Here is a 21,528-nt window from a genome sequence, read left to right as displayed (position 1 = left end):
GAGAACACCGGGCGACCACGCGCCCGATGCGGCGGATCGGGCGAACGGGCGAAGCTGACCGGCATGAACACCTCAGCCAAGCGAATCCTCTGCACCGTCGTCGGCGCCCCCGCGGCTGCCCTGGCCGTCTGGGCCCTGGCCGTGCCGGTCGCCGGAACCACGCTGAGCGTGCGCATGGGCGCTGGAACGCAGCAGATCGGACCGGGATCGGTCCTGGTGGCGAGCCTGGTGGCCGGGCTGGCGGGCTGGGCGCTGCTGGCCGTCCTGGAGCGGTTCGCCTCCAGGCCCGCCCGCATCTGGACGATCACCGCCCTGGCCGTGTGCGCGCTGTCCCTCCTCGGCCCGCTCGGCAGCGCGGTCGGCGCCGCCGCGACGCTCGTGCTGGTCCTGATGCACCTGGTCGTCGGGGCCGTCATCGTCCTGGGGCTGGCACGGCGATGAACCTGCCCCGCGGATCCTGATCACCCCGGCCCTCGTCGCGATCACGCTCGGCTGACAGGCCTTGCGCGGCCGGGCCGGCGCCCCCGGCCGCTGCTGACAGACCTGGGCGCTCACCCCCCGGTGTCAAATTTCGATCTCTGGAGTTCCTGTGCCCTTCGGGTATCTGTTCACCGTGGCGCTCGCCGCGATCGGTACGCTGTTCGCGCTACGACCGGTGCCGTTCTCCCGCCCGCTCGGCCGCCCGAGCTACTACTTCGGCCTGGCCGCCAACGAACTGCCGTTCGCGGCCTTCTTCTGGATGCTGCTGCTCCCGACGGCGCTGGCGTTCGCCGACGGTGACATCGACTCGGCGGGCGGCTGGGCGACCGTCGCCCTGGCCGCCGTGACCGCGATCGGGCTCGCGGTCATCGCCTACCGCGCCATGGGCGAGCGGTCCAGGATCGAGCGCGCGATGGACCTCGGGCTGGGCGCGGGGTGGCGCGCCGCCATCGACGCCGACCTCAGCGCTGGACTGCGGCGCCGTCCCCCGTGGGCCCGCATCCTGCTCCTGCCCATCGTCAAGCGCCGCCTGGACGTCCGGCGCATCGCCAACCTCGCCTACGGCGACGCGGGCCGCCGCAACGTGCTCGACCTCTACCACCACCGCTCGCGCCCGTCCGGCGCGCCCGTGATGATCCACCTGCACGGCGGCGGCTACTCCGGCGGCCACAAGAACAGCCAGTCGCTTCCTCTCCTCTACCACCTCGCCGGCCAGGGGTGGGTGTGCATCAGCGCCAACTACCGGCTACGGCCGCAGGCCCAGCATCCGGACCACCTGATCGACCTCAAGAAGATCATCGCCTGGGTACGCGCGCACGCCCACGAGTACGGCGCCGACCCGTCGACACTGTTCGTCGCGGGCAGTTCGGCGGGCGGGCACATGGCGGCACTGGCCGCGCTCACCCAGAACGACCCCGCCTTCCAGCCGGGCTTCGAGGACGCTGACACCTCCGTCAGCGGCGCCATCTACCTGAACGGCTGGTACGGCACCTACTTCGGCCAGGGCCCGGAGTCCTCGCCGCTGGCCCACATCGCACCGGACGCGCCGCCGTTCCTGGTGGCCCACGGCGATCTGGACCCGCAGGTGCCCGCGTCCGATGCCCGGCACTTCGCCGACCGGCTACGCGAGACCTCGGCGAACCCCGTCGTCCACGCCGAGCTGCGCGGTGGGAACCACGCCTTCGACCTGTACCACTCGGTCCGCTTCGAGGCCGTCGTCGATGCGATCGAGGGCTTCACCGCCTGGGTGAGATCACGGGAAAGAAGAACCCTGGCCGGCTAACCGGCACATCACCCGGACCGGCTCAGCGGGCATCGCCCGGTGGCCGCCCCGAAGATCATCGCACTGCGCGGCGGACACGTCACGCTCGCCGCGGCCGCCGACGCCTTCCCGGCCACCCCGCGCACGGCCAACCCCCGTCTGCCGCACCCCGCTCCCACGACTCATGGCCGCTGGCAGGCGTGCCGTCACCTTCGCGCGCCGCGCCGCCAGATCGCCGAGATGGATCGGGTGTCGGTGATGCGCACCGTCGGATCGCCGGCGACCAGGAGCAGATCTGCTCGCAGACCAGGGGCGATGCGGCCCCGGTCGGTGAGGCCGAACTGCCTGGCGGGCACGCTCGTGGCCGCGGCCAGGGCCTCGGCCGCGCTCAGTCCAGCCTGCACCAGAAGGCACAGCTCCCGGTGCAGGCTGGCCCCGTGCACGACGGGAAAGGGGCCGTGGGGGCCGTCGTTGGCGTCCGTACCCGCCAGGATCGGCACCCCTGCCCTGTGCAACGCCCCCGTCACTGCGAGCGCGCTGTCGAAGACCCTCCCGGGCAGCAGCGGAGCGCCGGGAAGAGCCCTGCCGAGTGCCGCGCGCGTGGAACCGTCCAGGTGGGGGCCGATCCGCTCATCCGCGGCGAGCTCGGTGCCCCCTTGCACGGTGAACGCCTCGAGCAGCGCGAGGGTGGCCGTGACGAACACTCCGTGCTGGGCCAGCTTGGCGGCGAACTCCTCCGGATCCGGGCATGGCTCGAAGCAGAGGTGGGCCAGGCCGTCCACCCCGGCGTTCAGCGCGATCTCGGTGGCGTCCAACGTGGTGGCGTGGGCGATCGCCTGGAGACCCGCCTCGTGCGCGGCGCGGACGAGCGCCTCCACCGTGGCCGGTTCGAGGGTGGGCAGGCGGCTGCCCATGCCGGCGCCGTCCTCGATGATGATCTTCAAGTAGTCGGCGCCGTCCTCGACGCGAGCCGCCACGAACGCCTTCGCGTCGTCGGCGTCGCGGACGCCGGGAAGCGGGCCGAAGACCTCGCCCATGAGCTGGTGAGGATGGCCGCCGGGAGCGTTGGCGCCGACGCTCGAGGTACGCACGTCGGCGACGTCGTCGCGGTCGCGAGCCTGCCGGCGTACGTCAGCGAACAGGCCGGGTACGGAGAACATGTCGAGCTCGGTGGTGACCCCGAACCGCAGGGCCTGGGCCAGGCCGCCGGGAAGGGCGTGGGTGTGGGAGTCGATCAGCCCGGGCAGCAACGTGAGTCCGGCGCCGTCGACGCGGTGCGTCCACGCGTCCGTGCGCAGCGGTGAACGGCTGACGGCCTCGATGACGTCGTCGCGGATGACGACGTCCGCCCGGGGAATGGTCCGCTCACCGTCGAAGACCCGGACGTCCTTGATCAGCGTGATGGTCGCCGGCTCCGCCGGGCGGGCGAGCCCGATCTCCGCGCCGTGATCCGGCGAATGGCTGGGGTCGGGACGGGACATGGGCAACTCCTCGAGTATTTCGGTTCCTGACGACTGAGGTGTCCGCCCCCGCTGTCAGGGTCGTCTCTTGTACGCGGCGGCCAGGAGCATGCCGGCTGGAACCAGGCCGAGGACGAACGGCGAGGGCTCGAACAGCAGGGCGCCGATCAGCGCCCAGCCGGCCACGCCGATGCCCAGGTAGGCAGGAGGAACCTGCCCGCGTCTGCCGAATCCGACGACCAGGGCGCCGATGAGTCCGAGCGGCACGCCGAAGCTGCCCCAGACCATCCAGAAGGCGCCCACGTTGGCGGCCAGGTCGGTCAGGTCGCCGGGTGAGGGCGGGAAGAGCCACAGCTCGCCCTGGAACCAGGCCGGGATGTGCGCCGCGCTCAGGACCGAGGTGGAGACGAGATGGACGCAGGCGAGGAAGACCAGGATGGCCCCTGCCCAGACCACACTCTTTACGGAAACGTGCGTTTCGGAACTCATGGTTCCGAATCATGCCCCGGCGGCGAGCTGCGCGCAAGCCGGTTCACGCTGTATTCCGAGTCTGATGGTTCCGATATGCTCGCCCCATGAGGCAACCGGTGGGCCGTCCCCGAGACAGCCGGGTGGACGACGCAGTCGCCAAGGCGACGCGCGAGCTGTTGTCGGAGCAGGGATACGCGCAGCTCACGGTGGACGCGGTCGCCACCAGGGCGGGCGTGGGGAAGGCGGCGATCTACCGCCGGTACGCCACGAAGCAGGAGATGATCTTCGCTTCGGTGTTCCATGACCTCGAGCTGGCCACGCCGGACGAGGGCTCGCTCGCCGCCGATCTGGCCGCCGTCACCGAGGACATCGTGCTGAGCCTGTCCGCGCCTCCGCCCGGGACCGTGCTCGGGCTGCTCGCCGATGTGCACGTGAACGAGGGCATGGCCGCCAGGTTCACCGAGACCTTCGTGGCGGCCGAACGCGACTGCATCCAAGAGGTGCTGGACCGGGCGCTTGCCCGCGGCGAGCTGGTCCGCCGCCCGGACGCGGCATCGGTGCACGCCATGCTGCTCGGCCCGGTCTTCGCCTGGCTGTTCCTGCTGGAGCAGGAGGCCGACCAGCTGCCCGGCTTCGCCGCCACGCTGGCCGCCGGCACGGCACAGCTGCTGCGGGGCCAGGGCCGCGCCCCTCAGCTGACGTTCGTCGAGCCGGAGACGAGGCCCCGCCCGGCCACCGGCTGACGTACCGTCCCCGGCCGGACCGGCCGGGCAGGAAAGGCGGCTCCGGCGTCTGAGGAGGTCAGACGGTCTTGCTGGCGCCGCCGTCGATGAGATGGTCGGCGCCGGTGATGTAGCCGGCGGCCGGCGAGCCCAGGAAGACGATGAGGTTGGCGACCTCCTCGGGCCTGGCCCAGCGGCGCAGGGTGACGTTCACCTTGCCGGGCAGGCCGGCCATGAACTCCTCGTAGCTCTCGCCGCGCGCCTGGCTGAGCCGCGGTCCGTACTCGTCCCACAGGGGCGTGCGGACCAGACCGGGTGAGACGGTGTTGACTCTGATGTCACGCGGGCCGAGCTCCTCGGCCAGGGACTTGCTGAACGCCGTCAGGGCGGCCTTGGCCGCGGCGTAGAAGTACGGCCCCGACGACGGCCACCGTGCGACGCCTGAGGACACGTTGACCACCGCCGAGCCGGCGCGCAGCGTGTGCAGCAGCGCCTGGGTGACGTGCACGGTGGCGGAGAAGTTCAGCTCGAATCCCTTGCGCCAGGTCTCGTCCCGCATGTCGGCCAGCCCGCTGATCGGCATGCCGGTCAGCCCGCCGACGTTGTTGACCAGCAGGTCGACGGCGCCGAACTCGGTCTCGACGGCCTGCCTGAGCCGGTCCACCCCCTCGGGCGTGGTCAGGTCGGCCCGCACGGTGAACGCGGCGTTCTCCTCGAGCTCGGGAGTGATGTCGAGTGCCACGCCCAGGACCCGCGCCCCCTCGGCCCGCAGGATGCGGACCACCGCGCTGCCGATCCCGCCACTGGCGCCGGTGACGACGGCGGTCTTGCCTGCGTACTGCAGAAACGTGCTCACGTGTCGCTCCTCGTGATCGCTGATGGCCCTGACGCTAGGGAGCGGACGTCATCGGCCGCATCCGGCGGGCGACTGGACCTCCCGGGGGCCGGCGCGCCCCGGTTCGCCGGGGCCCTGATGTCCTGAACGGCCTGGGCCGCCGACCCGACCGCCGGTCAGGCGGACGATTCGCGGCTGCTGGTCCGCGGCCGCGATGCTGACCAGGGTGATGAGGTGGGGACCGCCCGTCGCGCCGGGCTTCGTGATACCGGGCACCGGTGATCCAGGCCGAAGGCCCGCAGGTGCTCCAGGCGTGCCGGCGCGGGCGGCTACGCGGGCTCGTCCGCAGGGTGGGACACCCGGTCGATCTGGAGTGGTCCTCGACCCCGACGGAATCGGCGAGATCATCGACTGCCGTGTCTGCACCGCCCTGGGAGTAGCCAGGGGTGCGACCGGAGGCCGGCATCACCGGTAACGCGACGGATTCGGCGACCCCCTCACGCTTCGTAGCGTCATGGACAGCCGATCTGCGAGGGAGACCCAGATGTCCGTTCACCATATTCCCGACCGGGAGATCACCGAGAGGCCGGCCGGCTACGAGGGGCCCAATCTCAGCCCGATCGGGCTCAGGCTGGCCGCGCACAGGTACGACGAGGGCGTTTACGGACTGATCGCCAATCTGCCCCCGAAGGACAACAACGGCCTGATCGTCGGCCGGGACTCGGCGATGATCGTCGACTCCGGGATCACGACCGAGATCGCCGTCCAGCTCCAGGGCCTGGCCGCGGACCTGACCGACGTCCCCGTCCGCTATTTGGCCAACACGACCTACCACGGCGACCACACCTTCGGGAACGCCGCCTTCCCCGATGAGGTCACCGTCATCTCCTCCCGGCTCAACAAGGAGAACATGGGCGACCTCGCCTACGAGCAGATGACCCGATCGCGCAACATGTACGGCGACGAGTACCTGCTCAAGGCCATGACCAGGTGGCGCAAACCCGACGTCGTCTTCGACTCCTTCGCGGAGGTCGACCTCGGCGGCCGGACGGTGCAGCTGTGGCAGTTCGGCCCGGGCAACGGGCCTGGCGACACCATCGTCTACGTCCCCGACACGAAGATCGCGTGGACCGGCAACTTCCTCTGCCACGCGGGCACGGCCCCGATGCTGCTCCAAGGCGGCCCGGCGCCCTACCTGGAGTCTCTGCGCCGCATGCGGGAGACGCTGCCCGACCTGCGGACCATCGTCCCCGGTCACGGCCCCGCCGGGGACGGCATCGAGGGCATCGACTGGCTGATCGCCTACCTGGAGAGACTGCAGAGTGACGTGGTCCGGCTCCATGAGGACGGGCACACGATGGAGGAAACCCTCGAACGCGCCTTCAGCCCCTACACCGACGGACTCGACCCGCGACTGGTGCGGGCGCTGGCGGAGTACGACATCCCGCAGCACAGCGCGCGGGAGAACTTCCTGAAGCTCTGCCGCAGCCTGCACCAGCTCAACGTCCTGGTCACCTACCGGCTGCTGCAAGCCACCGGCCGGCCCGCGTCGCGGTAGCGGGTCGTCCGGCCCGCACAGGTCGCGGAGCGGCATGTTCTCCACCGTCCTTCCGCCGTCGGCCGGCATCACCACCGACGCGACGTTCCGGTTCCCCGCTCTTGGCCTGGAGCGGGTGCCGGGCCTGCCGGACCAGGCCCCGCCCAGGCCGCGGCAGGCCGAAGCCTCGCGACCGTCCCTCATCGAGCAACCCCGTTTGGAGATCGTCATGACCGCTGCCGCTTCCGGTTCTCCCTCGACCCCCGCCGCCCCAAGTGTCTCCTTCGCCAGATGGCTGGCCTTGGTGGCCGTGGCGGTCGGGACGTTCTCCGTGGTCACCGTCGAACAGCTTCCCGTGGGCCTGCTCACCGCGATAGGCGGGGCACTCGAGGTCTCCGAGGGCATGGCCGGTTTGATGGTGACGGTGCCCGGCCTCGTGGCCTCCGCCACGGCGCCCCTGCTCCCGGTGGCGATCCGGCGCCTGGACCGCCGGGTCGTCCTGATCGGGCTGATCAGCCTGATGGTGCTGGCCAACGCCCTGTCGGCGGTGGCGTCCGACTTCACGCTCCTGCTGGCCGCGCGCTTCCTGGTGGGCGTCAGCATCGGCGGGTTCTGGGCGCTCGCGGCCGGGATCGCCGTACGCATGGTGCCCGAGCGCTACGTGCCCCGCGCCACGGCGATCTCCTTCGGCGGAGCCACGGTCGCCAACGTCCTGGGGGTGCCCGCGGGGACCCTGATCGGCACCCTCACGAACTGGCGGGTCGCGTTCGCGCTGGTGAGCGCCCTCGGCCTGCTGGTGGTCCTGGCCCTGTTCCTCCTGCTTCCCGCGATGCCCGCCACCGAGCCGGTGCGCCTGCGCACCCTGGCCGACCAGTTTCGCAACCCGGTCGTCCGGGCCGGGGTCATCGCGACCTTCCTCCTGGTGGGCGGCCACTTCGCCGCCTTCACGTTCGTCAGCCCGATGCTTCAGACCCTGTCCGGCATGGACGCGAGCCTGATCGGCCCCATGCTGCTGGCCTTCGGCGCGGCCGGCATCGCCGGGAACTTCGTCGCGGGGACGGCCGCCGGACGCGACATCCGCAAGACCGTCATCGCCATCGCCGTCGTGCTGACGATTGTGCTGGCCTGCTTCCCGGTCATCGGGACGAGCACGATCAGCGGGGTGGTCCTGCTCCTGCTGTGGGGGCTGGCCTTCGGTGGCGTGCCGGTCAGCGTCCAGACGTGGATACTCAAGGCGGCGCCGGGGGAGACGGAGGCGGCCACCGCCCTGAACACCTCGATGTTCAACCTGGCCATCGCCGCCGGCGCGCTGTTCGGCGGCATCATCGTCGAAACGGTGGGCGTCTCGGGCATGCTGTGGTCCGGGGCGGCGCTCAGCGTCGCCGCGGCCCTGGTGGTGTGGCGGACCTGAGGAGGCGGCGGCTGCGGCGTCGCGCGCCGACGGCGCGAGAGCAGATGAGATCACTCCCTGGAATCCTCGGGATGATCGTGGCGGAGATCCGTTGGCGGGAGCCCGGCCAGCTCACCCCGTGAGTTCACCCCGAGCTTGGGGTAGGCCTTCTGCAGGTGGTAGGCCACGGTGCGGCTGCTGATGCCGAGCCGGCCGGCGATGTCGCTGTTGGTGGCGCCCTGGGCGGCGAGCCGTACCACCTGCTGTTCCTGTGGGGTGAGAAGGCTTCGAGGGCCTGGGCCCTGGGTCGCCGCCAGCTCCCGTTCCGCGCGCTCGGCCCATGGGAGCGTGCCGAGGTCGTGGAAGATGTTGCACGCCTTCTCCAGGTGGACGCGGGCCTCGGAGCGCCGGCGCTGCCGCCGCAGCCACTCGCCGAAGGCCAGCAGGGTGCGGGCGTGCTCGTACGGCTGGGCCACCTGCCCGTCCAGCCGCAGCGCGGCCAGGAACGGCTCCTCCGCCGAGGTCAGGATGCCCCGGCAACGTGCGGCGACGGCGGCGATCCAAGGGGCGCGGGTCACGGCCGCCCACTCCTCCAGCCGGGCGACAGCCGGCGCGGCGCGTTCCGGTTCGCCGGATTTGACCGCGGCCTCGACCAGGTCGCCGGTGCAATACCAGGCGATGGTGGGATGTCTGATGGCGGTGAGCCGGTCCAGGGCGTGCTCGTTCCTGCCTTGACGCAGGTCGTGCAGGGCCAGGGCCCACTGGTGGTAGTCCTGGGACGCGCCTTCGCCCTGAACCACCGGGGTGACGTCCGGCTCCCCGGTGAAGGCCGCCAGGAGTCCGACCAAGAGACGGAGGTCGATGGCGCCGTCCAGGTGGCCGAGGTCGCCGGACACCCGCAACGCCTCTCGTGCGTCGGCCATGGCCTCCCGGTGGCGTCCACTCAGGAGCAGGGTCTGGGCCAGGAGCCAGCGGGCATAAGGAGTCCCGGCGTACACCCCTTCGACTTCGCGTTCGCTCACGAAGCGGCGGGCCAGGAGGTGAGCACGGTCCACGTCGGCGATGAGCAGCAGCAGGTGCGCGGCGTGCGGATGGTCGTAGGCCGCGGGGTCTTCGAAGAACGTCATGATGGCGTGGCAGCCCCGGGCCACCTCACCGCGGAAGATGTCGACCATCCCGCCCAGGGCCGAGGCCACGGCCGGATCATGGCCGGGCAGCTCGCGCAGCAGCTGGATCGCCTCACCCGCCAGGGCCAGGTCGGTCGCCGTCAAGGCGCTCAACAGGGAAGCCGTGAGCATGGTGGCCGCGTGCCGCGGATCGGCGTCGGCGATCAGACGGCTGGCCGCGATGAAGGACAGGGCGGCGCGATCGGGCCGGCCCAGATTGAACTCCGCCTCCCCTCTCACCGCAGCGGCAGCCGCCGCCCTGCTGGGCTCCGGGGAGTGCAGCATCGCCTTCTCAGCCAGATCACTGGCCTGAGCCAACCGGCCGGAACCGGAGGCGGCCTGGGCCGCGAGGAGAAGCCGTCGGGAGCGGTCGGCGCGGGAAGGACTCAGCCGGGCCGCGTGCTCATGGTCTCCCGCGGAGGTGGCGCAGCGCTCCAGCTCCGCGGCGATGTCCTCGTCCGGCCCCACCGCGGACGCGGCCAGGTGCGACAGCCGCTGGGGCCCGGTGAGGACCGCCGCGAGGCCGCGGTGGGCCGCGCTTCTCGCGGCGAGAGTCGCCTGGTCGTGGGCGGCGACCCGGGTGAGGGGATGCCGGAACACGATCGAGTCGCCGGCGATCTCCACCAGCCCGGCGCGCTCGGCCGGCTCGAGGTCGGCCGGTGTCAGCCCGGTCAGCCGGGCCGCCGCCAGGACCGGGCCCAGGGGGGCGCAGGCGCCCATCGCCCCCACGATGGTCAAGAACATCCTGGTCGGCTCGGGGAGCGTGAGAACGCCCTCGCGTAACTCGGCGATGACCCGCCGGGCGTGAGCCTCCGGCTGAGCCACGCCGTTCAGGGCTTGAGCCTGGTGGATGAGAGCCAGCGGGTTGCCGTCCGCCAAGGCGACGGCCCGCTCGAGCCCGGCGTCTCCGGCGGCGGGCGCGTGATCGCCCAGCACGCTGACAGCCGCCGCACGATCGAGGCAGGAAAGCCGGAGCTCCGGGCCGAGCCGGTGCGGCGGAAAAGCGTCAGCGGTGGCCAGGAGCGCGATCGACGTGTTCTTCATCCGCCGTGCGGCGAAGGACAGCGCCTCGACCGACGGGGTGTCCAGCTGGTGCACGTCGTCGACCAGGCACAACACCGGGCGCTGCGCCGCCAGACCGGTCAGCAGGCAGCGCAGCGCCAGGCCCAACGCGGCCGGATTCGGCTCGCCCTGCCGAACCTCGCCGTTGAGGCGCAGCGCGCCGTGGAGAAGGCTGTGGTGTGGCTCGGGCAGCAGGTCGTGCCGATCGAGCACGTCGTGGAGCAGGAGGTGGAGCCCCGCACAGGGAAGGTCGCTCTCCGTTCTGACTCCCCGCGCGCGCAGGACCAGGGCGTCACCGGCCTGACCCGCCGCATGGTCGAGAAGCGCTGTTTTGCCCGTACCCGGCTGCCCGCGTAGAAGAAGGGCTCCACCTTTGCCTTTTCGGGCATCCGAAATCAGGCGGCTCACATGTGCGAGTTCTCTCGATCTTCCATGTAGCACACCTCATTGTCCTGCAGAAGTGTCCCTGAAGTCGAGACGGTATCGGTCATGCGGCGGAATTACGACCGCTGTGACAGCGACTATGGCGTCGTACCTGCGTGCGCCAGCGGCCCGGTGAATCCCGTAACGTCGCTCTGCAATTCCTCGGTGTCGCGGACGACTTGTTCGATGTCGGAGCTCATTTCCATTCCTGAAGCGGCCGCAGGGCGGTGGCCTGGCTGGAACCGGGAATGACGCCGCCGCGCTGATGGGCCTCCTGCAACGCATCCGATGTGAAATGCTGCCGCATCGCCTGGGCGTCGGCGCACTCGAACAGGACGACCGCCTCCTGCGGATCCTCCGCGTTCACGCTGACGAGGGCGGTGCGCATCCCGGCGGCGCTTCGCACCTCGGCGAGACTCTCGAAGGCCGTGCGCCAGGTGTCGTAGTCGGAGAATCGCTGCCGGACCAGTAGATACTGCACTGCCTTGCTCCTTCGTGTCGCCGGCGCGGGTGACGGTCGCACCCGCTGGGAAGCCGGGGATCTCCTGAGGCTAGATCGGCGGCGGCGGGCCCGGCATCCGTCGGGTGACCGGTTGCGCGTGCGGGCCGTGGGGGAGCCGGTCACACGCCGAGCCTGGAGAGATGGTCCATGACGGTCTGTGGGCGGAGGGTGCGGGTGGCGATGTAGCCGTCGGGGCGGATGAGGACGAGCGTGCCGGGTCGCGCGTGGTAGAGCCGGCGGGCCTGGTGCCGGTGGTCGGTGACGACATGGCTCGTGACGCCCGGATGCGCTGCCTCGGCGGCACGGAGCGCGGCGGTCGTCCGCGCGCCGAAGCCGAGCAGTGTCCAGTGCGTACCGCGCATGATGTCGAACAGCCGCCCGCCGGGGCCGTACGCGTCCGGGGCGCGCTCGCCCGGCCGGGGTCGCCGCCGGTCCTCGGCCCGTAAGGTCAGTGGCGAGGCCGGGTAGGCGATGTCGAGCTCGCTGGTCCTGGCGAGCAGCCGCCGCATGATCGCGGGCTGTTCGAGCAGCGGGAAGACGACATGATCACGAAGGAAGGGGTGCAGGCCGAGCAATACCTCGGCGCCGCGGGTGCTGCCGGCCAGGACCTTGGCGGCGACGGGACGCCGCTCCGCGGTGTAGCTGTCCAGCAGCGCCTCGGAAGCGCCGCCGAGCGCCGCGGCGAGTTTCCAGCCGAGGTTGTAGGCGTCCTGGATGCCGGTGTTCATGCCCTGCGCTCCGGCCGGGGTGTGCACGTGGGCGGCGTCGCCGGCCAGGAAGATCCGGCCGTGGCGATAGCTGTCGACCATCCGGGTGTTGAACCGGAAGCTCGACAGCCAGCTCGCCTCGCTCAGGCGGACGCCGGTGCGGCCGGACCGTTCGGCGAACAGCCTCTGGAAGGTGCCGAGCGTGGGCGCCGGGAGGACGCTGGGGGAGCCGGGCTCCGGGGTGGCCTGCAGTTGCCAGGCGCCCCCAGAGTGCGGCAGCGGCGCGACGGCCAGATAGCTGCCGTCGCGTCCGAACCAGGTGTAGGCGGCGTCGTCCGGCAGACCGGCAATCCGGACGTCACCCACGTAGAGACTCTGCTCGCGGGTGTGGCCGATCAGGCGGGCGCCCAGCAGCTTGCGCACGGTGCTGTGGCCGCCGTCGCAGCCGACCAGGTAACCGGCGCGTACGACCTGCTCGGCCTGGCCCTGCCGGACGGTGGCGGTGACGCCGGTGCCGTCCTGCTCGGCGGCCAGCAGCTCGGCGCCGAATCGCACGTCCAGGCCCAGTGTGTGGAGGCGGTCGCGCAGGATCCGCTCCACCCGCCACTGCGGCAGGACCACCAGATCCGGGTACGGCACCCCGGGCCGCGGGCCCCCGCTCGCGGTGGGCAGCTCGGCGATCTGCCGGTGGTCTCGGAACAGCCGCAGCGGCATGCCGACCGTGCCTGTGGCCAGGATCTCGTCGACCACGCCCAGGTCGCGAAGGATCTCCAGGCTGCGGGGCTGCAGCCCCTTGCCCCGGGAGCCGGTCTGCGGCTCGGGGGCGCGCTCGATCAGCTGGTGGCGGATGCCGCGCCGGGCGAGCTCCGCCGACAGGGTGAGCCCGGTCGGCCCGGCGCCCACCACCAGCACGTCGCATTCCACTACGTTGTAGTACTCGATCATAGTACTACAACGTAGTACCATGACGGGATGCCAAGGAAGTCCCCGCGCCGCGAGATGCTGGCCGACGCCGCCCTGACACTGCTGGACGAGTCCGGCCTGTCGAGCGTCACGCACCGCGCCCTCGACCAGGCGGCCGGAGTGCCGCCAGGCACCGCGTCCAACTACTTCAGGACCCGCACGGCCCTGTACGAGGCCATCGCCCGGCGGCTGCTGGACCTCCAGCTGGCCGAGCTGGCCGAGCTGGACAGGCGGGCCGCGTGGCCGCGCACTCCCGACGAGCTCGTCGAGCTGCTCGCCTCCTTCGTCGAGGCGGGATCGGGGCCCGCCCGCAACCGTTACCTGGCCAGGCTCGAGCTGTCCCTGCACGCGGCCTGGAACCCGGGGCTGGCCGAGGTCATGCGGGAGCTGCGGGGCACCACGCTGAAGATCATCTCCGCGCGGGTGCGCGCGATCCATCCCTCCGTCTCCGACGAGCAGCTGGACGCGCTCGGCTCCGCGCTCACCGGCGTGACGCTCGACCGGATGACACTGGGCGTGCCGGCCATGGACGTGCGGGAGATCATGCGAGCCCTCGTCAGAGGCCTGGTCGGCAGCCGTGCGGACATCCCCTGACGCTCCGGGACCGGGCCGCCTCCGCCCGCTTCGGTCAGGCCGTCGCCTCGATCATCACCAGGCCGAGACGGGTGGGGCCGACCAGCAGCAGGCAGCCGGAGAACCCGTGGTCGCCGGGGCCGGCCCCGAACGGCACGCCGATCCCGCAGACGAGCGGGCGGACGTCGCCGGGATCGTCCATGACCTGCTGGATCACGGTGCCGAACAGGTCGCGGCCGAGCAGGGCCACCAGGCGGTCGCCGGGGCAGCGGGGCCGCGGGTCGTCGTCATCGATCCGGCGCATCGCCCACGCGCCGCTCCCGGCCTGTTCCAGGTCGTGCCGCTCGAAGTCCGTCAGGAACGTGGCCAGGGCCTCCTCGTCCAACCGGTGCGGGCGCATGACCTCGTCGTCCTCCCACTGCTCCTCGCGCAGCAGGCCCGCGCAGCGCGCCGACTCCGGCCACCAGTCGCGGAAGGAGAGAGCCACGTGAGCATGCCGCCTGAGCTGAGCCTGCTCAGGCGGCATGCTCAGGTGGCAGGCGATACGAACGGCGTCCTGCTCGTGAACTCCGGGCGGTCTCTCGCGGGACAGCCCGGTTCGGCTCTTCGACGGTTCACCTCGGCGGGCGACGACGGGACGCTGAAGGGAAGCCCGCCCCGCCGGCGAACGTGTGGAAAATCCACACCCGCCGGCCTGGGAACCCCACACCCGGCATGTGGTCCTGGCACTACTGGTTTCGTCCCTCGCTTGCGATGATCTGTGGCATGCTACGTGGCCGACTTGTCGGACTCGTCCGGAAGGAGGGGCAGATGTTCGGGCGGACCGCTGAACTGCGGACGATCGGCGAGATCCTGGATCGGGGGCGTACGGGAGCGAGCGCCGTCCTGGTCATCCGCGGTGAGCCCGGAATCGGCAAGTCGGCCCTGCTCGACCACGCGGCCGAGTCCGCGGCGATGCGGGTGTTCAGGGCGCCGTGCTCCGCGTGGGAGCAGGAGATCCCCTTCTCGACCCTGCAGGTCCTGCTGCAGGGGGCTGGGGACGCCGTCGACGCGCTGCCGGAGCCGCAGGCGCGGGCGCTGGGTGCGGCGCTGGGGTCCGGCCAGGACGTGCCGGAGGATCGCTTCTTGATCGGGCTGGCGGTCCTGACCCTGCTGACGCGCCTCGCCCGGGAAGCGCCGCTGTTGTGCCTGGTCGATGACGCGCAATGGATGGACAGGGCATCGGCGGACGCCCTGACCTTCGCGGCGCGGCGCATGGGCGCGCAGGGGCCCGTCATGCTGTTCGCCGCACGTGACGACACCTTCTCCTCGCATGACCTGCCCGAACTCCCCCTTCTCCGGCTGGACAGGGACGCGGCGATGAGGATGCTCGGCGAGGTGACGACCGACCTGTCGCCTCAAGCCTGTGAGCGCGTCCTCACCGAGGCCCAGGGCAACCCCCTGGCTCTCATCGCACTGGCCACGGGTCAGGCCACCTGCGCGACCGCCGACATGTACCGGAGTGTGCTCCACGGTCTGACGCTGAACACCCGCATGCTGCTGACCGTGGCCGCCGCCGATCACACCGGCGACCTCGACCTGATCATGCGCGCCGGTGCGGCGCTGGGTCTCGGGATCGGGGACATCGACCATGCGCACGAGGCGGGGCTGCTCACGGTGACGGGTACGTCGCTGACGTTCAACCACCCCCTGGTCAGGGTCCTCGCCTACCAGGAGGCATACCTCAGCTGGCAGATCGCCGCGCATCAGCGGCTCGCCGCGGCCCTTGACGGCGACCACCGCACCGACCAGCGCGCCTGGCATCTGGCCGCGTTCACCACGGCGGCCGACGAGAACGCCGCCGCCACGCTGGAGCGTACCGCTGAGACGGCGGCGAGCAGGGCGGACCATGCCGGGGCGGCCGTCGCCTTCGAAAGGGCGGCGCGACTGTCCGCCGACGATGCCGAACGAACGCGCCGCCTGGTCGCCGCGGCGGAGGCAGCCCTGGCGGGCGGCCTGGTGGCGCACGCGCGCTTCCTCGCCGATGAGGGGTTGCAGGTCGCCGACCTGCCGCTCACCGCTGCCAGGCTCCGCCAAGTGCGCGCATCGGCGGGCTTCTACCTCGGCACGCCGCGGCAGTCGGCCCGCCTTCTCATCGACGGGGCCACGCCGGTCGTCACCACCGCCCCGTCGACCGCCGGACGGATGTTCGCCTGCGCGGCGAGCTACGCCTGGCTCGCGGGGGACGCCGACACGGTGGACGAGGCCGCGACCTGGCTCGCCAGGATGAGACCGGCCTGGCCTTCGACAGCTGAACTGACTGCCTCCGTTCCCGGGTCCAGGGCCATGGCTGACCTCTTGGCCCACAACTACGCCGACGCGGTCCCCGCCATCGCCGCCCTCGCCTCGGCAGCCCGCGAGACGTCGACGCTCCGCCGCCACTATGGGCTCAGGCCCGTCTACGCCGGCCTGATAGCGGGTGACGACGAGACGTCATGGGACCTCGCCCAGCGCGACGTCGAATGGTGCCGCTCCCACGGCATGACCGGCCTGCTGCCGTCTGCGCTGAACCTCATGGCCCAGACCCAGTTCCTGCGCGGACACTACAAGAACGCGGAGCGTGCGGCGGAGGAAGGCATCGAGTGCGCGGCCGCCACGGGCCAGATGCTGGAGATGCGGCGCATCGAGGGACTCCTGGCGGCACTGGCCGCGGTCCGCGGGGAGGAGGACACCTGCCGGACGCTGGCCGCCCGGGAACGCGAGTACGTCAGGCGGCACGGTTGCGAGCCCGCCCCCATGTGGGGTGCCTACGCGCTGGGCCTCCTCGACCTGGGGGCCGGCCGGGACGCCGAGGCGCTGGAACGCCTGGAAGAACTCGCGGCCGGCAGCTCGGGACACTCCATCGCCGGGGTCTACAGCCTGGCAGATCAGGTGGAGGCGGCGGTGCACTCCGGCCGGCCAGGCCGGGCGCGTCAGCCTCTCGCCCGCTTCGACGCCTGGGCTGCCGGCACCGGGCAGCATTGGGCGGCGGCGGTGGCGTTGCGATGCCGGGCGCTGCTGGCCAAGGAGGAGGACGCGCTGGCCGGCCTGGCCGCCGCCGTTCGCCTGCACGCCAGGGGAGGAAGGCCCTTCGAGCGGGCCAGGACCGGGCTGCTCTACGGGGAGCGGCTGCGACGAGCCCGGCGAAGGAACGAAGCCCGGGGGCCGCTGCGCTCTGCTCTGCAGATCTTCGAGTCCCTGCGGGCTCGGCCCTGGCTGGAGCGTGCTCGTACCGAACTCCGGGCAGCGGGCGAGGCGACCGTCGCCACCGCGGGCGCCGGCGCTCCGCTGACCTCGCACGAGTTGCAGGTCGTACGGCTCGCCGCCACGGGAGCCACGAACAAGGAGATCGGCGTGAAGCTGATGCTCAGCCCCCGCACGGTGGGGTTCCACCTGTATCGCGCCTTCCCCAAACTGGGCATCGCCTCGCGCGCCGAACTCACCAAGATCGACCTTCACGTCTAGCTTGCGGAGAGCGGAAGGTCGGCAGCGAGGTGGAACACCGTCGTCCCGGCCGGTCCGGACGGCAGGTGAACGTGATCGGTGCTCATCGAGGTCTCGATACGGCAGTGGCGCGCGGAGCCGTGTGTCGCGTGATGTCGGACACCGACTCACGATCCGCGGGGCCAGGGCCAAGAGCGCCTGCACGCCGATCAGGCCGGTCCCGGGGTCCTCTCGAAGAGGCCGTAGACCATCGTTGTCATCAGCACCGACCTCGACGAGATGCCGAGGAGCGGGCCCGGCTCGTCGTGCCCCGGCCGCGCGCGAGCGGACTGCGACGCGGAGCCGAAGGTGAGACCACGGGATGCTGCTTGGCGCCGGTGGAACAGGTGCGACGCGTTCAGACCAGCCCTGGCGATTCCAGCCGAGACCGGACGCGGGCGGACGTGACCGGTCATTCGACGGATGCGGCAGGCGCGGGCGGCGGCTTGGCTTGACGCCGTCTCATGGTGCTGCCGTGGCCGCCGCCCTTCCGCTTTCGGTCTTCATGCCACCTTCATGCCGCCTTCGTGCCACTAGGCCCTGAGCACAGGCCAGGCCGTCCCGTCCCTCCGGAGGAAGTCCTCTCATGTCCTCGGCACCTGCCGGACCACGTCAATGGTTCGGTCCGGCACTCGTGCTCCTGCCCACCGTGCTCCTGCCCACCGTGCTCATGACCGCCGACCTCGGCGACTGTGCCGGCCGCCGCAGGGTGTCGATGGCCGGCGCGGCGGGATTCATGGCGGCCTCGCGATCGGTCCGGTGCTCGGCGGCGGCCGCTGGCCACTCCGCAAGGCGGGGGAGGCGTTCCGGGCGGGCTTCCCCATCGCGGCCCCGGTGGGCGCTGGAATCGCTCTCCTCCTCACTGTGATCGTCATCTGCCTCCTCAACATGTCAGACCGGCAGCCGAAGCCGTACCGACAGGCGACCACAAGGCGGAGGACCACGAGCGGGCCTGGTCAACCGCGTGAGCCATCGCAGGAGAAACTGCTCAAAGGCGGACTGGATCATGCGCCGAGAGCCGCTGTCGGCGATCATCTGGGCGCGACACCAAGAAACTTCGCCATCAGGAACCATCGAAGGATTTCGCATGAGAAGAGCTCTCGCTTGTATCGTCGCCCTGCTGGTCACGGGCGTTTCCGGCACGGCGCAGGCCTCGCCTGTCTGGGCCGGCAAGAAAGCCGACCGTTACCGGAGCTACGCCGACCTCGCCGCCCATGAGAAGGAGGGCAGGGATTATCGTCGCGTCCAGCGGGGGCCCGGCAGAGCCCACGTGGCCCACCGCCGCGTGGCCCACATCGCCATCCACGGCGGTGCGATCGAGGCGCCGACCACCCAGCTGGCCGACCACGCCGCCGGAGGCGCCTACGCCTTCTACTCCTTCGAGGGCATCAAGGCGTCCGGCAACGGCGACCTGCACATCACCTCCACCCGCTTCGACGAGCCGCGAGCGCTCGAACTGGTCGCACAGAGCGACTACACCGTCTCCTGGCACGGGGCGAAGGGGTCTTCGGCCACCACCTATGTCGGGGGCCGGGACCGAGCACTGGCCCGCAAGGTCGCCGGCGCGCTCCGCGCCGCCGGATTCGCCGTCGCGGTGACGGTGCCCGCCGAACTGGCCGGTACGAATCCCGGCAACATCGTCAACAGGAACCGTCGGCACCGAGGCGTACAGCTCGAACTGACCCGAGGCCAGCGGGAGCTCTTCTTCCGGGGCGGCAATCTGAGCCGGGCCTGGATCGAGGATCCCGCGAACCGTACCAAAGCCTTCTACCGTTACGTCGCGGCGGTCGACCGCGCTCTCTCCTGAGGTGGCGTTCCCGGGCGCTGCTCCGGTCATCCAACGGATGCCGGCGCCGCGGCGCCTCGTGCAGATTTGCTTACGCGGCCCTAGAGGCGCCTCGCCTCCAGTGGAGGAAAGAGCAAGATCAAGAAGGTGGTCATCCATGCCGAGAGCGTGGTGGCGCCCGGCACCGGGTGCCAAAAGAATCGCGGATCCGACGTCCGGCCAGAGCAGGGGTCGGTGGTGAGGCCGTCGCTCACGCGGCGGCCTCAGCACGATGGGAGACCGGCATGAAGATGCGTGTCGTCCTGGCCGCGATGCCACGGCACGCGGTCCACCGCCCGTCGCCGGCCGTGGGCCTGCCGGGCACCGTCGTGCGACGGGAGCGGCCACACGTCGAGGTGGGGGAGTATCACGGTGGAATCCGATGGACGGAAGTCCTGCTCGCGCGCGGCGCCGACGGCGTCGCCTCCTCTGCCGACATCGCCGAGAACGGCGTGCCGCACGGTCTCGGCGACCGGGTCTTCGCAGGCTCCCTCTACGATGACCCGGGCTGGAGGGTGAAAGAGTTCCACGCTCATGCCGGCGACCACGGGTGCCGGTGTCGACGCTGGAGCGGATGCGCGCACTCGAGGCCGCCGAGGAGATCCGAGCCCCGACCCCGACGTCGTGGGCTTCACCTCGACGCTCATGCAGAACGTGGCCGGCCTCGCGCTCGCCCGGCGTCTGAAGCGACTGCGGCCGGGACTGCGCGCCGTGTTCGGCGGCGCCAACTGTGACGGGCCGATGGGGGAGGCGCTGCATCGCAATCACAGATTCCTGGACTTCGTCGTCCGCGGGGAGGGTGAGCAGGTCTTTCCCGGCTGCTCGACCGGATTCGAGAGGGAGGCGATCCAGCTGACCGGCCGAGTCTGTGCCGGTGGAACGGTGACCGTTCGGTCGCCGACCCGCAGACGATGCGACCGGCGCCCCCGCACGCACCAGAAGCTCCAGTTCGGCGAGCATGCTGACACCGCGGGCGATGCCGTACGTGTTGTAGTCGGTCCCGGCCAGGAGGGTGACTCCAGTGTCATGGAGCACCGAATCTTCGCTCCGAAGCGCCAATGAGCCGGAGACTCCGTCCGACATGGGACCTTGGCTGATATGGAGCAGTTCATCACAACGATTCATGCAATTCGCGAACGCCTCGAGAGCCTGTCGAAGAGGAACCTGCTCTCCGATATCGAACGGAATTCCTCTGGAAGGAGATTAAGAGTAAGCAGTTTTGGCGCGGATGGCTTCGAGCCGTACGGGCCTTTGAGATCAGTTCGGCAATCGGGGTGCCGAACCAGCGGGCGGTGGCGCCAGGCGAAGGAGCCCACTCTGACACCTGCGGCACCCTGGTTCGAGCCGGTGAACGCTTCGACTCGCACTCCGGGCAGTCCGAAAGCGTCGACGCCTACGCTTGCTCCGTCCTTGTGAGAGCCTGTCCCGCGTGCAAGCGATGAACTGCGGTGGAGGCGAATGCCATGCCCTCGATCTCCGGATGAGCCGGGTGAAGGTCGGCCTTTCAGCGCCAGATGCGTGTATGGACGCCAAGGAGCAGAGATAGATGAGCAGCGAAGAAGAGGTCCTGCAGGATGGAACGCACCGGAGGGTTGTGCGGGTTGGCCGAACCGTGCGAAGACCCATGCAACCGTGGTCGCCGGAGGTGCACGCCCTGCTGCGCCATTTGGAGGCGGTCGGATTTCCGTACGCGCCGCGGGTGCTGGGAGTCGATGAACAGGGAAGGGAGATCCTGACATTCATCGAGGGTGAATCGGGTGCGCAGAGCTGGAGCAAGGTGGTGCCTGAGGCCGGACTCGCGGCTTTCGCGCGCTTGTTGCGCGAGTACCACGACGCCGTGGACGGGTTCGCGGATGAAACGATCTGCCATGGAGACTTCGGGCCCTGGAACGTCGTCTGGCAGGGGAGCAAACCTGTGGGCATTATCGACTGGGACCACGCCCGCCCTGCGCCACGGCAGCATGATGTCGCCTATGCCCTTGAGTACGTCGCCCCCTTTCGCGACGACACTGTATGTGTGCGCTGGCTGGGTTACTCCAAAGCGCCTCGCCGGGCACAACGCATCGAGGCATTCGCCGCCGCCTATGGGTTGACGTCCACTGATGGGCTGATCGACGCTGTCATCGCAGTTCAGCAGGAAACCCTCGAACGGGTCCGCCGCCTCGCCGAATCGGGACACCAGCCTCAGGCGACGTGGGCGGCTGACGGTTATCTGGAGGAGTTGGCAGCCCGGCGGGCCTGGACCGAGGACCACAGGCACCTGTTCGAGCACGATCAGCCAGAACTGAACCGTCCCCTCTGAAAGGCCCCGGTCCGTGCGCCGGCAGTTCCACATATTCGAAGGGTTGCCTTGCCCCGAACGCGCGGCCGCGTCGGTGACTGTCGGCAGGTGTTGGCCGCCCATGGCCCGGGGATGGCATGCGCTTTGTACGAGATGAAGGCCGATGATGGCAATCGTCGCCACACCGAGCTGGTCGCCCACAAGTCGAACTCGCCTTGCCGAACTGGGCATCGCCGGTGAAAGTTGCCCCGACGAACCCGGCCGTGCCCATGCGGCAGGTGCTGAGGTCGAAGCCGATGAGGGCGGCTCCGGTTAGGTCGAGCCGGATGTCCGGCCAGTGGCCGGGGCGGGGGATGACCACCGGTGGGG

General features: G+C 70.7%; 18 protein-coding genes. 10 read left to right on the top strand and 8 right to left on the bottom strand.

Annotation, left to right across the window (positions count from 1 at the left end):
* Positions 1 to 63: 63 nt before the first annotated feature.
* Together HII36_RS32530 and HII36_RS32525 are read left to right on the top strand one after the other, a co-directional pair.
* Positions 64 to 441, top strand: a complete 378-nt coding sequence (locus HII36_RS32530; protein WP_173527119.1) for a DUF6069 family protein — start codon at positions 64 to 66, stop codon at positions 439 to 441.
* A gap of 148 nt (positions 442 to 589) precedes the next feature.
* Positions 590 to 1,762: an alpha/beta hydrolase gene (locus HII36_RS32525; protein ID WP_173527118.1), complete on the top strand. Its 1,173-nt coding sequence runs from the start codon at positions 590 to 592 to the stop codon at positions 1,760 to 1,762.
* 185 nt (positions 1,763 to 1,947) lie between these two features.
* Here HII36_RS32525 and HII36_RS32520 read toward each other — a convergent pair whose 3' ends face one another.
* Positions 1,948 to 3,222, bottom strand: a complete 1,275-nt coding sequence (locus HII36_RS32520) for an amidohydrolase family protein (protein WP_173527117.1) — start codon at positions 3,220 to 3,222, stop codon at positions 1,948 to 1,950.
* A 54-nt stretch (positions 3,223 to 3,276) separates the two neighbouring features.
* Positions 3,277 to 3,657 carry a hypothetical protein gene (locus tag HII36_RS32515; protein ID WP_173527116.1) on the bottom strand — a complete coding sequence of 127 codons (381 nt, stop codon included), beginning with the start codon at positions 3,655 to 3,657 and terminating at the stop codon, positions 3,277 to 3,279.
* 119 nt (positions 3,658 to 3,776) lie between these two features.
* Here HII36_RS32515 and HII36_RS32510 point away from each other — a divergent pair, with 119 nt between their 5' ends.
* Positions 3,777 to 4,415, top strand: a complete 639-nt coding sequence (locus HII36_RS32510) for a TetR/AcrR family transcriptional regulator (RefSeq protein ID WP_217370248.1) — start codon at positions 3,777 to 3,779, stop codon at positions 4,413 to 4,415.
* A 58-nt stretch (positions 4,416 to 4,473) separates the two neighbouring features.
* On the opposite strand, the gene HII36_RS32505 is transcribed toward HII36_RS32510, so the two are convergent.
* Positions 4,474 to 5,250 (bottom strand): SDR family NAD(P)-dependent oxidoreductase, encoded by a 777-nt coding sequence (locus HII36_RS32505; protein WP_328807987.1) that lies wholly within the window; start codon positions 5,248 to 5,250, stop codon positions 4,474 to 4,476.
* 523 nt (positions 5,251 to 5,773) lie between these two features.
* Between HII36_RS32505 and HII36_RS32500 the strand changes: the two genes are divergently transcribed.
* Together HII36_RS32500 and HII36_RS32495 are read left to right on the top strand one after the other, a co-directional pair.
* A complete protein-coding gene (locus HII36_RS32500) occupies positions 5,774 to 6,787 on the top strand; it encodes an MBL fold metallo-hydrolase (protein WP_173527115.1) in 1,014 nt (337 codons plus the stop codon).
* 34 nt (positions 6,788 to 6,821) lie between these two features.
* Complete coding sequence (locus tag HII36_RS32495) at positions 6,822 to 8,177, top strand: MFS transporter (RefSeq protein WP_217370247.1); 1,356 nt, start codon at positions 6,822 to 6,824, stop codon at positions 8,175 to 8,177.
* A gap of 50 nt (positions 8,178 to 8,227) precedes the next feature.
* Here HII36_RS32495 and HII36_RS58825 read toward each other — a convergent pair whose 3' ends face one another.
* The 3 genes from HII36_RS58825 to HII36_RS32480 form a co-directional block, all read right to left on the bottom strand.
* Positions 8,228 to 10,825 (bottom strand): helix-turn-helix transcriptional regulator, encoded by a 2,598-nt coding sequence (locus tag HII36_RS58825; protein WP_328807986.1) that lies wholly within the window; start codon positions 10,823 to 10,825, stop codon positions 8,228 to 8,230.
* A 178-nt stretch (positions 10,826 to 11,003) separates the two neighbouring features.
* Positions 11,004 to 11,288: an antibiotic biosynthesis monooxygenase gene (locus tag HII36_RS32485; protein ID WP_173527113.1), complete on the bottom strand. Its 285-nt coding sequence runs from the start codon at positions 11,286 to 11,288 to the stop codon at positions 11,004 to 11,006.
* Between the two features lie 140 nt (positions 11,289 to 11,428).
* Complete coding sequence (locus HII36_RS32480; protein ID WP_173527112.1) at positions 11,429 to 12,961, bottom strand: FAD-dependent monooxygenase; 1,533 nt, start codon at positions 12,959 to 12,961, stop codon at positions 11,429 to 11,431.
* Positions 12,962 to 12,988: 27 nt separating this feature from the next.
* Between HII36_RS32480 and HII36_RS32475 the strand changes: the two genes are divergently transcribed.
* The gene (locus tag HII36_RS32475) at positions 12,989 to 13,573 is read left to right on the top strand and encodes a TetR/AcrR family transcriptional regulator (protein WP_173527111.1); all 585 of its coding nucleotides are present in this window, start codon (positions 12,989 to 12,991) and stop codon (positions 13,571 to 13,573) included.
* Between the two features lie 34 nt (positions 13,574 to 13,607).
* Here HII36_RS32475 and HII36_RS32470 read toward each other — a convergent pair whose 3' ends face one another.
* Positions 13,608 to 14,039, bottom strand: coding sequence for a hypothetical protein (locus tag HII36_RS32470; RefSeq protein ID WP_173527110.1), 432 nt, complete (start codon positions 14,037 to 14,039; stop codon positions 13,608 to 13,610).
* 323 nt (positions 14,040 to 14,362) lie between these two features.
* On the opposite strand from HII36_RS32470, the gene HII36_RS32465 reads away from it, so the two are divergent.
* Entirely contained in the window at positions 14,363 to 17,035 is a 2,673-nt protein-coding gene (locus HII36_RS32465) for a helix-turn-helix transcriptional regulator (protein WP_173527109.1), read from the top strand.
* 982 nt (positions 17,036 to 18,017) lie between these two features.
* Positions 18,018 to 18,860 (top strand): poly-gamma-glutamate hydrolase family protein, encoded by an 843-nt coding sequence (locus HII36_RS32460; protein WP_173527108.1) that lies wholly within the window; start codon positions 18,018 to 18,020, stop codon positions 18,858 to 18,860.
* A 242-nt stretch (positions 18,861 to 19,102) separates the two neighbouring features.
* Here the strand turns inward: HII36_RS32460 and HII36_RS32455 are convergent, their stop codons facing one another.
* The gene (locus HII36_RS32455) at positions 19,103 to 19,414 is read right to left on the bottom strand and encodes a hypothetical protein (RefSeq protein WP_173527107.1); all 312 of its coding nucleotides are present in this window, start codon (positions 19,412 to 19,414) and stop codon (positions 19,103 to 19,105) included.
* Here HII36_RS32455 and HII36_RS32450 point away from each other — a divergent pair.
* Entirely contained in the window at positions 19,413 to 19,940 is a 528-nt protein-coding gene (locus HII36_RS32450; RefSeq protein ID WP_173527106.1) for a hypothetical protein, read from the top strand. The two genes, HII36_RS32455 and HII36_RS32450, sit on opposite strands and share 2 nt — an antisense overlap.
* Before the next feature lie 484 nt (positions 19,941 to 20,424).
* A complete protein-coding gene (locus HII36_RS32445; protein WP_173527105.1) occupies positions 20,425 to 21,180 on the top strand; it encodes a phosphotransferase in 756 nt (251 codons plus the stop codon).
* The last annotated feature ends 348 nt before the right edge of the window (positions 21,181 to 21,528 follow it).

The sequence above is a fragment of the Nonomuraea antri genome (assembly GCF_013283785.1).
GTDB lineage: Bacteria > Actinomycetota > Actinomycetes > Streptosporangiales > Streptosporangiaceae > Nonomuraea > Nonomuraea antri.
This window is presented reverse-complemented; position numbering and strand designations above follow the sequence as displayed.